Annotated in this window: 11 protein-coding genes; 6 read left to right on the top strand and 5 right to left on the bottom strand. The window is 63.6% G+C overall.

The window, feature by feature from the left end; genetic code table 11:
- The first annotated feature begins 28 nt into the window (after positions 1-28).
- Entirely contained in the window at positions 29-256 is a 228-nt protein-coding gene (locus tag FNU76_RS16100; protein ID WP_144279136.1) for a DUF6429 family protein, read from the top strand.
- 32 nt (positions 257-288) lie between these two features.
- Here the strand turns inward: FNU76_RS16100 and FNU76_RS16095 are convergent, their stop codons facing one another.
- Positions 289-1,296, bottom strand: a complete 1,008-nt coding sequence (locus FNU76_RS16095) for an NADP-dependent oxidoreductase (protein WP_144279135.1) — start codon at positions 1,294-1,296, stop codon at positions 289-291.
- Between the two features lie 143 nt (positions 1,297-1,439).
- On the opposite strand from FNU76_RS16095, the gene FNU76_RS16090 reads away from it, so the two are divergent.
- Entirely contained in the window at positions 1,440-2,339 is a 900-nt protein-coding gene (locus FNU76_RS16090) for a LysR family transcriptional regulator (protein ID WP_144279134.1), read from the top strand.
- Here FNU76_RS16090 and rsgA read toward each other — a convergent pair.
- Positions 2,336-3,412, bottom strand: coding sequence for a ribosome small subunit-dependent GTPase A (rsgA, locus tag FNU76_RS16085; protein ID WP_144279133.1), 1,077 nt, complete (start codon positions 3,410-3,412; stop codon positions 2,336-2,338). The two genes, FNU76_RS16090 and rsgA, sit on opposite strands and share 4 nt — an antisense overlap.
- 312 nt (positions 3,413-3,724) lie before the next feature.
- On the bottom strand, positions 3,725-7,129 hold the full coding sequence (locus FNU76_RS16080) for a hybrid sensor histidine kinase/response regulator (RefSeq protein ID WP_144279132.1): 3,405 nt from the start codon (positions 7,127-7,129) through the stop codon (positions 3,725-3,727).
- A gap of 124 nt (positions 7,130-7,253) precedes the next feature.
- On the opposite strand from FNU76_RS16080, the gene FNU76_RS16075 reads away from it, so the two are divergent.
- From FNU76_RS16075 to FNU76_RS16065, 3 genes are read left to right on the top strand one after another with little or no spacing between them, the layout of a single operon-like run.
- Positions 7,254-9,026, top strand: coding sequence for a GMC family oxidoreductase N-terminal domain-containing protein (locus FNU76_RS16075; RefSeq protein WP_144279131.1), 1,773 nt, complete (start codon positions 7,254-7,256; stop codon positions 9,024-9,026).
- Positions 9,027-9,040: 14 nt separating this feature from the next.
- Positions 9,041-10,801, top strand: a complete 1,761-nt coding sequence (locus tag FNU76_RS24650; RefSeq protein WP_223879053.1) for an alpha/beta hydrolase — start codon at positions 9,041-9,043, stop codon at positions 10,799-10,801.
- A complete protein-coding gene (locus FNU76_RS16065) occupies positions 10,794-12,353 on the top strand; it encodes a metallophosphoesterase (RefSeq protein WP_179958147.1) in 1,560 nt (519 codons plus the stop codon). Before FNU76_RS24650 ends, FNU76_RS16065 begins: the two co-directional genes overlap by 8 nt.
- On the opposite strand, the gene FNU76_RS16060 is transcribed toward FNU76_RS16065, so the two are convergent.
- Both FNU76_RS16060 and FNU76_RS16055 read right to left on the bottom strand, forming a co-directional pair.
- The gene (locus tag FNU76_RS16060; protein ID WP_144279129.1) at positions 12,350-12,604 is read right to left on the bottom strand and encodes a GIY-YIG nuclease family protein; all 255 of its coding nucleotides are present in this window, start codon (positions 12,602-12,604) and stop codon (positions 12,350-12,352) included. The two genes, FNU76_RS16065 and FNU76_RS16060, sit on opposite strands and share 4 nt — an antisense overlap.
- 1 nt (position 12,605) lies before the next feature.
- Positions 12,606-13,070 (bottom strand): flavodoxin family protein, encoded by a 465-nt coding sequence (locus tag FNU76_RS16055; RefSeq protein WP_144279128.1) that lies wholly within the window; start codon positions 13,068-13,070, stop codon positions 12,606-12,608.
- Between the two features lie 48 nt (positions 13,071-13,118).
- Here FNU76_RS16055 and FNU76_RS16050 point away from each other — a divergent pair, with 48 nt between their 5' ends.
- Positions 13,119-14,573 (top strand): NAD(P)H-hydrate dehydratase, encoded by a 1,455-nt coding sequence (locus FNU76_RS16050; RefSeq protein ID WP_144279127.1) that lies wholly within the window; start codon positions 13,119-13,121, stop codon positions 14,571-14,573.
- Positions 14,574-14,764: the final 191 nt, after the last annotated feature.

Genomic DNA, 14,764 nt, shown 5'->3' with positions numbered 1-14,764 from the left:
CACCGCAAAATATTCCAAGGAGATTGAAATGAAATTCGACCAGGCCAAGTGCGAAGAACTGCTGCTGGCATTGCTCGGCATATGGCAGTTCGATAACGGCCGAATCTGGAAGCGTATCGACTTCGATGCAATGGACAGCCTTTTCAGCCAGGGACTCATTACCAATCCCAAAGGCCGGCAAGAGTCGGTCAGGTTAACCGAAGCCGGCTTGCAGCGCGCCAGGGAGCTGGCTGCCAAGCTTCTCCTGGCGGAGTAGCTTCCCGTCCCTGGCCGCGCACCGCTATCGGATTATTCGCTGAGCTGCAGCACCAGCTTGCCGTGATTCTCGCCGCTGAAGAGCATCCCGAATGCATCGGGGAAGGATTCCAGCCCGGTGACCACGTCTTCGCGGTGCTTGATCCGGCCCGCCATGACCCAGCCAGCCAGCGCTTGCACCGCCTCGCCCCAGCGAGGGAGGTAATCGCCCACCAGCATCCCGCTCATACTGGCCCGATTGACCAGCAAGGACAGATAATTGGCGGGGCCTTGTACCGGCGTGGTGTTGTTGTACTGCGAGATGGCGCCGCAGATAACGACTCGCGCGCCATGGGCCAGATTGGCCAGGGCCGCATCCAGGATATCGCCGCCGACATTGTCGAAGTACACATTGATGCCCTGCGGACAATGCCGCGCCAGGGCTGCCGTGACATTCTCGGCCTTGTAATCGATGGCTGCTTCGAAACCCAGTTCGTCCAACAGGTATCGGCACTTATCGGCACCGCCGGCGATACCGACGACGCGGGCGCCCTTCAACTTGGCGATCTGCCCAACGACACTGCCCACGGCGCCCGCCGCACCGGATACCACCGCGGTATCGCCGGCTTGCAGCTTGCCGACATCGAGCAAGCCGAAGTAAGCCGTCACACCTGGCATACCCAGCACGCCCAGATAGACCGGCAAGGGCACCAGGGCAGGGTCGACCTTGTTGAGCATCTGCCCCTGAACCAAGGCATGGGATTGCACACCCAGCATGCCGCTCACATGGTCGCCAACGGCAAAACCGGCGTGGCGCGAAGCCAGCACCTGACCCACCGCCAAGGCGCGCATCACTTCGCCGATGCCGACCGGCGGCATATAAGACTTCACTTCGCTCATCCAACCGCGCATGGCGGGGTCGAGTGAGATATACATGATCTTGACCAGTACTTCGCCATCGGCCGGCTCCCCCAGCGGGGTTTCGCCAAAGGTCCAATCGCTTTGCTTCGGTGCGCCGATCGGACGGGCCGCAAGGCGGAACTGCTTGTTGATCAGTTGCATGATGTGCTCCAGGGAGGATGGGAATCAGCGGTTCAGCCAAGCGGCACTACCGCGATGAAGGCCAGTATGCACCGTGAACTATTGCTTGATTAGCCCTCAATTACCCATTAGCTTGTTGCTAATTAAACAACAATTGACTAGCCATGCTGGACCCACAAGGCCTTGCCATCTTTGCCGCCATCATCGACGCCGGTAGCATCAGCGGTGCCGCCGCACGGCTGAATATCGACAAATCGGTGGTGTCCCGCCAATTGGGGCGGCTGGAAGCCGAGCTCGGCGCGCGCCTGGTACAGCGCTCCACCCGGCGCCTGGCCCTGACCGAAATCGGTGAACAGGTACTGGGTGAAGCACGCCGGATTGCCACCTCGCTGGGCAATATCGCCCTGCTGACCGAAACCTACCGACAGGAAGTCAGGGGAAAGCTGCGCGTGACCTGCCCCTTTGCCGCCAGACGGCTGATGGTGGAGCTGGTAGCCGCCTTCACCACCCGCTATCCGCAGGTGGACGTGGCGCTCCAACTGGAAAACCGCCTGGTGGACCTGATCGAGGAACAGATCGATGTGGCGATCCGCGTGTCCCATCTGGCCGACTCCAGCCTGATCGCCCGCAAACTGGCCGACAGCCCCCGCGTACTGGTTGCGGCACCGAGCTACCTGGCGCGCTGCGGCGAACCGACCAGCCCGGCCGATCTAGCCGGACATGCCTGCCTGGTCTACAGCGACGGCAACCGGGCCTATCGGGAATGGCATTTCGACAGCCCGGCCGGCCCGATACAGATCCAGGTCCAAGGCCGCATTCAGCTCAATGACGGCAGCGCCTTGGTCGATGCCGCCTGCGCCGGGGCCGGCATCCTGCTGATAGACCGGCTACTGGCCAAACGGGAGCTGGCCGACGGCAGGCTGCGCAGCCTGCTGCCGGACTACCCGCCGCCTACCGGCTACCCGATCTATGCGGTCTACCCGGCGCGCGACTGGCTGGCCCCCAAGACGGCCGCTTTTCTCGCCTTCCTGGAGGAAAGCAAGCAAGCGGATACCTGGTCTTAAAGCAAGCCCCGCTTATCACGCTGCCGCTCCTTCCCGGCCTTGCTGATCTTCTTCCATTTGGCCAGGTTGGCCTGACGGTCCAACGGCGTCTGCTGGCTGCGACGGACCTCGCGCAGCAATTTGCGGTAGTTGAGCAGCCGGTCGGCGGAGATGATGCTACGTACCGCACAGCCCGGCTCCTCCTCGTGCCGGCAGTCGCGGAACTGGCATTGTCCGGCCAGCGACTCGATATCCTCGAAGGTCGCCGCCAGGCTTTGCTCGTCGGCATCCGGCCGCCAGGTGCGCAGGCCCGGTGTATCGATGATGCAGGCTCCGCCCTCGCAACGGTGCAGGGAACGCGCCGTGGTGGTATGGCGGCCACGGCCATCGCCCGAGCGTACACCACCGGTCAGCTGGGCATCGCTGCCGGTAAGGGTATTGGTCAAGGTGGATTTGCCGGCGCCGGACGAGCCCAGCATCACCAAGGTCTGGCCTTCGCCCAGCCACGGCGCCAGTTCGTCCCGCGTATCGGCCGATAGCGCATTGACGGCATGTACCGGCACATTGCGCGGCAAGCGCGCATGCAATTCCGCCATGCGCTCTTCCACGTCCTGGCCGATGTCGGCCTTGGTCAACACCACCACCGCCAGGACCCCGCTCGCCTGCACCAGAGCCAGATAGCGCTCCATCCGGCGCGGGTTGTAATCATGGTCCAAACCCATCACCAGCAAGGCCGTGTCGATATTGCTGGCCAGGGGTTGGCGGCGCCCGTCATTGGCGCGGCGCGCCAGATGGGTGAGGGGCGGCAGCCGTTCGCTAAGCCATAGTTCCTCATGGGCGCGCTGCTGCACCATCACCCAGTCGCCCACGGCCAGGCCTGTCCCCTCCTGTTGCAATGAGGCGGTCAAGCCGGGCAGGCTGCGCGCCTGATGGTCACGTTCGCCGTCATGAACCTGCAGGCAATCGCGTTGTACCTCGGTCACCCGCATCAGGCGGGCATCGTGGGCAAGCGTGTGGTCGTGGTTAAAAAATTGCTGAACAATCTGCTGCGTCAGCCCAATGCCGCGCAGTGCCGCGAAATCGAAATCGATCATGATGTCGTTGTAATCCAGGTCTGTTCGCTTGCGCCAAGCGCAAGCAGGACCACGACGCAGCCAGTGGGCGCGTGTGGAGGAAAACACAGTTGGAAGTCGGCCGCGCGAGGGCGGGCGTGACACCTGGCTTACAAGGAAACTACCGTGCTACGGCAAACGGTAAAGTGAAACGGCTCAGGCAGCGACCGACAGGAGGGCAAGGTCAAATTTCTTCATGGCTACGCTCCTGTGGTGGTGGAAGGGAAGTACACAGTCTAGTCAGGCTGGGGCGCGACGGTCAAATATAACATTTATCCACGTCGCGAAAACCCGTCAAGCCGGCGGAAAGCGCAAGCTGATCTGCGCCAAGGTCTCGCCCAGGCAGCGGTCGAAGTCGGCTAGCAGATCCGGTTCCTCGGTACCGCGGCGGATTGCCAATTCCAGCCGGCCCGCCAGCTCGGCCAGCACCACGGCGCCCACGTTGGCCGCCACCCCCAGGGTGGTATGGGCCAGCCGCTCGGCGGTGGCACGGTCCTTGGCCGCCAGCGCGGTGTGTAGCTGGGGCGTGGTATCGCCCAGGGCATTGGGCATTTTCGCCAGCATGCGGTGATAGAACTCCACTCGGCCGCCCATGCGGCCCAAGGCGGCAGCGGTATCGAAACCGTCGAGTACGGCGACCGCCTCCTCGTCCACTTGCGGCAAAGCCGCGAATGCGCCAGCCGGCAAGGTAGCGACGGGCGCCAATTCGGTAACCGTGGCGGCGGCTTGCGGCGGTAGCCAATGCGCCAGGGTACGGAACATCTGATCAGGATCAACCGGCTTGGTGATGCTGTCCTGCATGCCCTCGCGCAAGCAACGCTCGCGCTCCTCAACCAGGGCGTGCGCCGTCATGGCCAGGATAGGCAAGCCCTGGAACTGGCTCAGTTGGCGGATGCGGATGGTGGCTTCATGGCCATCCATATCGGGCATCTGTACGTCCATCAGGACCAGCCGGTAATAATCGGCCGGATGGGCATGCAGCATGGCCAGCGCTTCGCGGCCGGTGGTCGCCACATCCACTTCGAAACCCTCGCTTTCCAACAGTTCGATGGCGATCTGCTGGTTGATATCGTTGTCCTCGGCCAGCAATACCCGGCAGCCAGCCCAACGCGCGGGACCGCTCTGCGGCGCCAGGCGGTAGGGCTTCTCCTCGGTATCGACAAACATCGGCAGCAGGGTGTCGACCAGGCTGGAGAGATTGATGGGCTTGAGCAGGAAGCCATCCACATCGGCCTCGGCGACTTGGCGGCGAACTTCCTCATGGCCGAAGGCGGTGACCAGTACGAAACGGGGCGGCTTGCGCAAATTGGCCTCGCGCAGGGCCTGCGCCACCTCGATGCCGTCCAGGCGCGGCATCTTCCAGTCGCAGAACACCACGTCGTAAGGCTGGTCGCCATCCGCCTCCTGGATGGCCAGGAGAGCCTCGGCGCCATCACGGGCGGTATCGGCGCCAATGGAAAGATTCAGCAGGGCATCGGCCAATATTTCGCACGCCACCGGATTGTCGTCGGCCACCAGCGCACGCAGGCCCTGCAAGGCGGGCGGGCGGCTGGCCAACAACTGGCGGGTTTCACCGCTCAGCCCGAAGCTGCTGGTAAAGCGGAAAGTGGAACCGAGACCCACTTCGCTTTCCAGCCAGATCTCGCCGCCCATCATCGCCACCAGCCGCCGGCAGATGGTCAGCCCCAGACCCGTCCCGCCATATTTGCGCGTGGTCGAACCATCGGCCTGGGTAAAGGGCTGGAACAGCAAATTGGCCTGTGCGGGCGTCATGCCGATACCCGTGTCGCGCACGGAAAACTCCAGGCGGACCTTGTCGGTACCGTGTTCCACCAGACGGCAAGCCAGATGGATTTCGCCGGACTCGGTGAACTTGATGGCATTGTTCGCCAGATTGATCAGCACCTGTCCCAGCCGCAATGGATCGCCGATCAGGCGGCGGGGAATATTGGGCGGCACCTGGAACAGGTATTCCAACTGCTTATCCTGGGCTTTCTGGCCGGTAACGCTGGCGACATTGCTCAGCACCTCGTCCAGGGAAAACTCGATCTGCTCGATCTCCAGCTTGCCTGCTTCGATCTTGCTAAAGTCCAGCACATCGTTGAGCACCGTCAGCAAGGACACGCCGGCCTTGTGGATCTTGCTGACATAGTCGTGCTGTTTGGCGCTCAACTCCGTCTTGAGCGCCAGATAGGCCATGCCGATCACCGCGTTCATGGGCGTGCGGATTTCGTGGCTCATATTGGCCAGGAATTCCGACTTCAGCTTGGAGGCGTTCTCGGCCAGGTGCATGGCCCGCCGTAGCGCGCCTTCCTGTTCCAGCAGCCGCTCGTTGGCCTCGCTCAACTGATAGGTGCGTTGCGTCACCCGCTCTTCCAGAAGCTTCTCGGACGACTGCAGCGTCTCCACCAGCTCGCGGTTCACCGCCAGTGCCTCGGCCTGGGCCTTCTCCTTGTCCAGCCGGATAGCGTTGAAACGGTCGGCCAGGGCAAAAGCCAATAGCAGCATTTCCAGCGCCGAGCCGAATTGCATGCCATTGACGGTAATAAAGTTGGTCGGCAGCAGGCCAAAGCTGCGCAGGCCGGTCATGGTCGCCGCCAACAGCAGGCAACTGAAGGCCAGCACGAAATAAGCCGCACTGCGTTGCCTCAGCCACAGACAGCGGACCCCGGCCGCCAACACCACCAGCATGGTGAGGGAATCGAGCACGATGGCCGGCTTGATGGTGGCGCGGAAGGAGAACAGGAAGCTGACGATCTGCAGCACCTCCAGTGCCGCGAACAGCAGCAGTACCTTGTCCATCCACGGCAGGTGCCGAGGCGTTTCCAGCAGCCGGCGCATAAACAGCAGCAGCATCAGGCAGCTGAGGGCAAAACCCGTCATGGTGGAAATCTTGGCCCAGCCCGGCGAACCGGGCCAGAGGAACTCATAGGCGATACCGTTGTAGGAGGCCAGCGACAGGGCCGTCGTCGCGATAAATCCCACATACAGGAGATAGGACGCATCACGCAGTGCCAGGAACAGCAGCAGATTGAACAAGGCCATGGCCATCACCATGCCGAAATACCAGGCCTGGCCCATATAATCGGCACGCTGGTGCATCTCGAAGGCCGCCGGCGTCCACAGCTTGGCCGGGATATCCATCGAACTTTCCGAAATCACCCGCAGAAAAACCTGCTGCTCGCTATGCGGCTGCAACACCAGCGGAAATACAAAATAGCGATTTTGATAGGGCCGCGCCGAAAAAGGCAGGGCCATGCCACTGACGATCTTTTCATAAGCGCCATTGGCCGCCGGCCGATAGAACTCGATCCGGTCATGGTGGGCGTAGGCGATTTCAATCAGGCGTTCGGCGGCCTGCTCGCCGCGATTGCGCAAATCCAGCCGTAGCCAATAGGCCGAGTGGGTAATACCGAAATTCAAGGCATCGCCATGCGCCACCGACGGGCGGAAACGCGCGGCCATATCCGCCGTGCGCACCTCGTCCAGCCGCAAACCATGGTCGGCATCTTCCAGCACCTGCAGGTATTCGGTCAGCTGCAGCGGTTTATCGGGTGGACCGGACGCGATATCCAGCACGTCCGCATTGGCACCCGCGCATAGGCACAGCACCGCCAACAAGCGGAGCAAACGGGCATACACGGCTTGTAGCGAAACGCGCAGGGGCATGGAAATGGAGGGCGGCAACTCGGTCGTCATCGCGCCAATCGGGTGAAAAAGCCCTTCATGCTAGCAGAAGAGAATCAGATTTCTATTATGGTTTGTTTTAGCCGCTGCACTACACTCCAGCCCAGTATAAATTCCAATACAAAACGGGCGGAAAATGGCTTGTACAACCGATTACGAGGCACTTGTCATCGGCAGTGGCTTCGGCGGCGCCGTCATGTGCGCGCGCCTGGGCAAACAGTGGCCGGGCAAGGTCTTATTGCTGGAACGGGGCAAGGCTTACCCGCTCGGCAGCTTTCCCCGCAGCCCGGCCGACCTGGCCAATAATTTCTGGAGCCCGGCCGACGATACACGTGCCCGGCCCGAGCTGGTACGCCGCCGTAAGCGCAGCCACGGCGGCCTGCTCGGCATGTTCGACATCCGTCGCTTCGCCCGCATGGATACCGTCACCTGCGCCGGCCTGGGCGGCGGTTCGCTGATCTACGCAAATGTATTCCTGCGGCCGCCGGCGCGGGTTTTCCAACAGAACTGGCCGGCCCAGCTCGATCTGTCGGTCTTGGCGCCCTACTATGACGTGGCCCAGTCGGTGCTGGGTGCCCGTACCATCCCGCCCCATGCCGACGAAAATGACCGCCGCTTTGTCCGCCGAACCCAGGCCTTCCAGCGCTTTGCCAAGGAACAGAAACTGCCCAGCAAGCTGGCGGATATCGCGGTGTTCTTCGGTAATGGCTACAACTACCGGGGCGAGGCCGTCCCGACCGCGATCGGCGTGCAGGAGCACAACCGCTACGGCGCCCGGCAAACCTCCTGCACCTACTGCGGGGAATGCGATCTCGGCTGCAATCTGCACGCCAAGAACAGCACCGACCTGAACTATCTGCATGCCGCCAGGGAGCTGCATGGCGCCGAACTGCGTACCGGCTGCCGGGTCAATCGCATCGTGCCCTTGAACGCAGAGGGCGAAGACGATGCGCAAGCCCATGGCGAATATGGCTACCGGGTCTATTTCGACGATTTCGCGTGGGATCAGGCCACTTCGGTGACCAGCCGGCGGGTGGTGGTAGCGGCCGGCACCATGGGCAGCAACGAGTTGTTGCTGCGTTGCCGCGATATCCACCGCAGCCTGCCCGATATCAGCCCGGCGCTAGGGCAACGCTTCTCCGGCAATGGCGACTTCCTCTGTTTTGCGCTGGACGGCAAGCGTCGGCTGGATGCCACCTATGGACCGGTGATCACCCAATTCACCGATCACCACCTGTTCGACAACCACGATCCCAAGCGCGCCTTTCTGCTGCAGGATGCCAGCATCCCCAGCCATGCCGCCTGGGCGATGGCCACGGTGCGGCCCATCATCAGCCCCTGGGACAGCATCCGCCGGATATGCCGGCTGGGGCTCGATCTGCTGCGCGGCAAGCCCTACACCGGCAAGGCCAGCCAGCGCATGGGGCATATCCTCAACCAGCTGCTGAGCCACGATATCACCCAACGCAGCGCGGTCCTGCTGTGCATGGGCCTGGACCAGTCCGACGGGCGCTGCCGCCTCAACCGGGCCGGCTTCCTCGACCTCGACTGGCCGCAAGCCGGCAGCCAGCCGCTGTACCAGGCCATCCTGACACTTTGCCGGCGTTTCTGCCGCTATATGCAGGCCAATGTCTTCCTGCCCATGCCGACCTGGCTGTGGCCCTCCAATCGCAATGTCAGCGTGCATCCCTTGGGTGGCTGCACCCTGGCCGACAGCCCACGGCAGGGCGTGGTCAGCGCCGCTGCCGCGGACCGTGGCCAGGTATTCGGCTACCAGGGGCTCTATGTGGCCGACGGCTCGATCGTGCCGGCCGCCCTCGGCGCCAACCCGGCTGCCACGATCGCGGCCCTGGCGGAATGGATCGCCCACGGCATCACCGGCCGGATGCCCGACGACACCTTGCAGTAAGGGAAAACCGAATCATGATGAATCAGCCAATGCCGACCGACCTGAGCGGTATCAAGATCCATTTCGCCGAAACCATGAGCGGTTTTGCCAGCCTGGGCGGCAACAGCTTCAGCGAGGGCTTCGAGGCCGGCCGTGCCGCCGGCCTGAGCCTGGCCTTGCACGTAGATGTGGACATCGACGATCTGCAAGCCTTCCTGGCCAACCGGCAACACGAGGGCCGCCTCAGCGGTTACATCGAAGGGCCGCTGGTCGGCGGACGGGCCCAGGTGGAATCGGGTGTCTTCATGCTGCTGCCCGACACCGCCGACCGCGAACACAAGCTGATGATCTACCGGGTCTACTGCCGCAATATCGGCGGCGAGCTGTTCACCCTGGCCGGGCAGAAGGAAGTCCAGCACCATGCCGGCTTTGATCTGTGGCACGACACCACCACCCTGCACACCAACCTGTTCCACGGCCATATCACGCCGGAAGCGGCCCCTCAAGCCGAACTCCTGGCCAGTGGCCTGCTGAGCCTGGGCGTAGGCGATTTCATTGGCGTATTGCGCACCATTCGCGCCACCGACGCGGAGGGTACCGGCAGCCTGGCCGGCCTGGCGGCCTTCGGCGAATTCTTTGCCGGCTCCCTGTGGCAGGTCTATGGCCCGGCTTTGCCGCCTCGGCCGCGAGAAGCGCCGCGACCATATCCACGCGGCACGCTGCAAGGCGTCACGGGCGCCAGCGTCAGCCATCACCCCTTCAGCACGGGCGACGGCCTGGGCCTTGCCCTTACCCGTTTCCAGCGCGGCGGCAGCGATGACGTGGTGCTGATCATCCACGGCCTGACCACCTCGTCCGATATGTTCATCATGCCGGAGCACACCAATCTGGTTCAGTACCTGCTGGACGCCGGCTACCCCGACGTTTTCACACTGGATCATCGCGGCAGCAATCGCTTCCCCTACAACCTGCTGCGCGATGCCGCCAACCTGGACGACCTGGCCTTGTACGACCACCCGGCCGCCATCGCCACCCTGCGCAAGCTGATCGGACCCGGCAAGCGCATCCATGTCATTGCCCATTGCGTCGGCGCGCTTACCTTTGGCATGAGCTTGTTCGCCGGCCAGGTCGGCGGTATCCGCAGCGCCATCCTCAACAGCATCGCCCTGACCGCGCGGGTGCCGGCCTATTCCAGGTTCAAGCTGGGTGTCGGCCCCTTTCTTTGCGATTGGGTGCTGGGGGTGGAATACCTCAATCCGCGCTGGCGCCACCAGCCGGCGTGGTCGGCCGGCAAGCTGCTGGCCATGGGGGTGGACCTGTTCCACCACGAGTGCGATTCCTCCGCCTGCCATATGCTCAGCTTTATGTGGGGCGCCGGCAAACCTGCCCTGTTCAAGCACGAGAATATGGCGCCCGAGACACATGCACGGCTGGGCGACCTGTTCGGCGGCATCAACGTCAATTACTACCGACATGTGCTGAAGATGGTAAAGGCCAATCACGACGCGGTGAAGTTCACCGCCGGGCATCCACGCTACGCCGCGCTGCCGGACAATTATTTCGCCCAGGCGGCGAACATGACGACGCCCCTGCTGCTGACCACCGGCCAGGAAAATGGCGTCTTCGCCGACTCCAATATCATTTGCCACCAAAGACTGGAGCGCATCGTGCCCGGCCGCCACCAGCTGCATGTATTCCCCAGCTATGGCCACCAGGATATTTTCATGGGCAAGCAAGTCGCGGCCGATATCTTTCCGCGCCTGCTGCAATTCCTGCAGTCGCATAGCCATGACTAGCGCCAATCAACCGCTGCTGCAGAAACTGTTCACGCCCGAGTACAGCGGCGCCGGCAGCCTGCCGCATATGGCTTTTCCGCCCCCTTCCGACGCCGTAAACCGGATTTGCGTGGTGATCAGCGATATCCACTGCACCGATGGCACGGTGGGCAACCAAAGCGGCGAAGGCGATGATTGGCAGCGCTTCTTCCAGGATTTGCGGCTGGCCTGCCGCGACCACGACGAACTGGTGCTGGTACTCAATGGCGACATTATCGACCTGGTTCGCAGCGCGGCCTGGACCGAGGCGGGCGTCTATCCCTGGGATCGCGACCACGCCCGCTTCGCCGAGCTGGTCAACGCCATCCTGGACGGCATCATCCGCCTGCATGCCACCCCGTTCGGCCTGTTTGGCCAGCACGGCTTCTTCGAACAGCTCAAACGCCTGCGGCCACTGCTGCAAGCCGATGGCACCGCCGTACGCATCATTCCCATCGTCGGCAACCACGACAAGGAACTGCTGCTGGTGGCCAGCGCCCGGCAGCGTTTCTACCGCGACTGCCTGGGTTGGACGGACAGCGAGCAGGAAACCGGTTACCGCGACTGGATCGCCGCCATGTACGGCGCGGGCAAGGCCGACGAGCCGCCCTGGCTACCCTTTTATTTCGGCGACCGCGGCTTCAAGCTGTTCGCCACCCATGGCCAATGGCGCGACAACAGCAACAGCCGCGCGCAGCCCGGCTGGCGGGCCGGCCAAGGCTGGCATCCCGGCACCTGGCAAGGTTTGGGTTTCTCACCCTTCACCGCCGCCTGCTTCGGCGATACCGTCGCCGCCGGCCTGCTATCCGGCTTTATCCACGATACCAAGCGGCAACTACGGCAATTGGACGTCACCCGCCACCCCGTCAACGCCCGCGCCATCACCCGGCTGAACCACATCCTGGACGAAATGGATCTGTACCGACCCGCCGTGGCCGGCATCGTCCGCATCCTCCAGGAAGCCCGCCTGCAACGCGGCAAGGGCGTGGACGAAGCCCTGTTGCAACTTATCTCGGGCAATTTCCGCGCCAGCCTGCGCCGTTGGCTGGCGCAGCCGGTCAGTTGGCGAAGCGCGCCGGCCAAGCTGAAGCTGTTCCTGCCGGTGCTGGCCCTGCTGGGTCGGATCAAGGCCGATCGGATCACCCTCGGCATCATGAAACTGATGGCCAAGGTGCAGGAACCCCAGACCGGCATCGGCACATTGCAGTTGCTGGCTTTGCCGGGCTTCCAGAAAGCCTATCGCGAAGAGGGTTTTCGCATCCATACCGAAGGGCATACCCACGTCCCGCTGGAAGCCGACCTGCAATTCGAACAACCGGCCGACCAGCCCAACTACAGCTATATCAACACCGGCGCCTGGCGCAGCCAGATCATGCCCAAGCAGAACTACGGCTATCGCCGCCGTGGCGTCGGCCGGGCGCTGTATGTGTACGACCGGCTCGACCCGGCCACGGCAAGCCGGCGGTTCGGCTACTACCTGCGCGATGCGATCAGTTGGTGCGAACGTTCGGACTGGGGCGGTGGAGCAGCTTAGGCAGCCTGGAAAAGTGCAAATTTCGCGGCCCGGTCCAGCCGCTTGATGGCCGCCTCCCGCTTAAGGGCACCGGAGCGGTCCAGGCAGGCTTCCGCATACGCCAGGGAAACCGGCAGATGGGCACGGGTATAGCGTCCGCCCTTGCCTGCCTGATGCGATTTCAAGCGCTTGGCAAGGTCGTTGGTGGACCCGCAATACAGGCTATCGTCGCCGCACCGCAGCAGGTAGACACACCATCCTTGCAGCACCATCTCAAAATATCCCCAGCAGCAGGCCCGAAGCCAAGGCCTCGCCCAACTCCCTGGCCTGGGCCAACTCGACCGGGGTGGGTGCGCCGCGCACCAGCAAAGGCTCGGCGACCGGCTTGAACGGATAGCCGCGGGCGATGCGCTCCACCGCGCCGATCGCCCCCAAGCCGTCGTTGCCGGCCACCACGATCAAGGCATAGGGCAGGCCCGCCACCTTGCCCTGGGCGGGATAGAAGGTCCGGTCGAAGAAGTCTTTCAGCGCGCCGGCCATATAGCCGAATTTCTCGGGCGTCACGAACAGCAGTGCATCGGCCGCCAGCAGTTCGTCCACACCCGCCTGCAGTGCGGGCCACAAGCACACCTGCACGCCGCCGGCTTCGGCCTGCGCGCCTTCAGCGGCAGCCTGTGCCAGGGCGAAGGCATGGCCGGCCCCGCTTTCACCGGCATGTAGAATAAGCAGACATTTCATGATTGGCTTGGTCCTACAGTCAGCGCATGGCTTCCAATGGTGACGACGATGTATTACCCGGTATCCCGACTCCGACAAATCGAACAAGCCGCCCTGGCTCGCGGCTTTCCTTTGATGCCGGTCGCCGGCGCGGCGACAGCCGACTTCGTCTCGGCCCGTTTCGGCGGCGCGGCCGCTATTCTGGCCCTGGTCGGCCCGGGCAACAATGGCGGCGATGCGCTGGTGGCCGCCACCTTGCTGCGGCAACGCGGCTATCCGGTCCAGGTGGCAATGCCGTTCGGCACCGACCGCCTGCCGCCAGCCGCGGCTAAGGCCTACCGCGCCTGGCGCGCGGCCGGTGGCGTGGAAATGGATCATCTGCCGGACCTACCCTACCAGCTTATTCTGGACGGCCTGTTCGGTATCGGCCTGAATCGCGAGCTGAACGAATTCGGCAGGCATCTGGTCGCTAACGTCAATGCCATGGCCAGGCCGGTACTGGCCGTGGATGTGCCCAGCGGTGTCCTGGCCGACAGCGGCGGGCTGGCGGGGGCGGCCATCCGCGCCCGTTGGACGCTCAGTTTTATCGGGCGGGCACGTGGCCTGGCCACCGGCGCCGCCTTGAACTATGTGGGCGAATCGCATTGCCACCAACTGGCCCTGCCATGCGAGCTGCTGGGCACCGGCCCGCTTACCACCACCGAGACGGTGGCGGAGCCGCTACACTTGCATCGCCTGGCCGATACGCACAAGGGCAGCTTTGGCAGCGTGGCCGTGGTCGGCGGCGCGGCGGGCATGGCGGGCGCCTGCCTGCTGGCCGGCCGGGCGGCCTTGCAGGCGGGTAGCGGCAAAGTGTTGGTGGGGATGCTGGATGCGGATGGTCCCAAGGTGGACTTCGGCCGGCCGGAACTGATGCTGCAAGATGCCAGCCTGTCCCTGCTGGACAAAGCCAGCGTGCTGCTGGTCGGCCCAGGCCTGGGACAAAGCCCGCAAGCCAGGCAACTGCTGCAGGCGGCACTGCGCCGGACCCGGCCGCTGGTCCTGGACGCCGATGCGCTGAATCTGCTGGCAGAGCACCCGGACCTGCAATCCTTGCTCGACCAGCGCACGGCTTGCACCGTATTGACGCCGCACCCGAGCGAAGCGGCGCGCTTGCTGGGGTGCGAAACGGCGGTGGTCCAAGCGCAGCGATTCGATGCCGCCAAGACATTGGCCACACGCTTCAAAGCGGTCATTGTCCTTAAGGGCGCTGGCAGCCTGGTATGCGAGGAAGGCCGCTGCGCCGTCAACCGCAGCGGCAGCGCGGCTTTGGCCAATGCCGGCCAGGGCGATGTACTGGGTGGCTTGCTGGCGGCACTGCTGGCGCAGGGCCTGGAAGGCTGGCCGGCTGCCAATCTGGCGGTATGGGTGCATGGCGCGGCCAGCGATGCACTGCGGGCCCGCGACGGCCGTTTGCTGACCCTGGCCGACGATGTCGCCGTCGAAGCGGGCCGGATACTGGGCCGGCGTTGCCATCCATCCTGAAAAGAGACGAAAACGCTCAACCCGCCAGGACTGGAGGCCCAAATCAGCGGAACCAAGCTGTCCACATCCCCTGTGGACAAGCACGGGTATAAGCCAGGAACAAGTGGGCTAAAGTCTTGGTGGAAAGCGATTTGTGCGGTATGGCTTATTTTTTAAGCAAGGGTAGTCACGTTGATTAACAAGCTACCCAC

It is taken from the genome of Chitinimonas arctica (assembly GCF_007431345.1).
Classification (GTDB): Bacteria; Pseudomonadota; Gammaproteobacteria; order Burkholderiales; family Chitinimonadaceae; genus Chitinimonas; species Chitinimonas arctica.
Note: the sequence above shows the minus strand (reverse complement) of the source record. Positions and strands in the feature narration are given on the sequence as shown.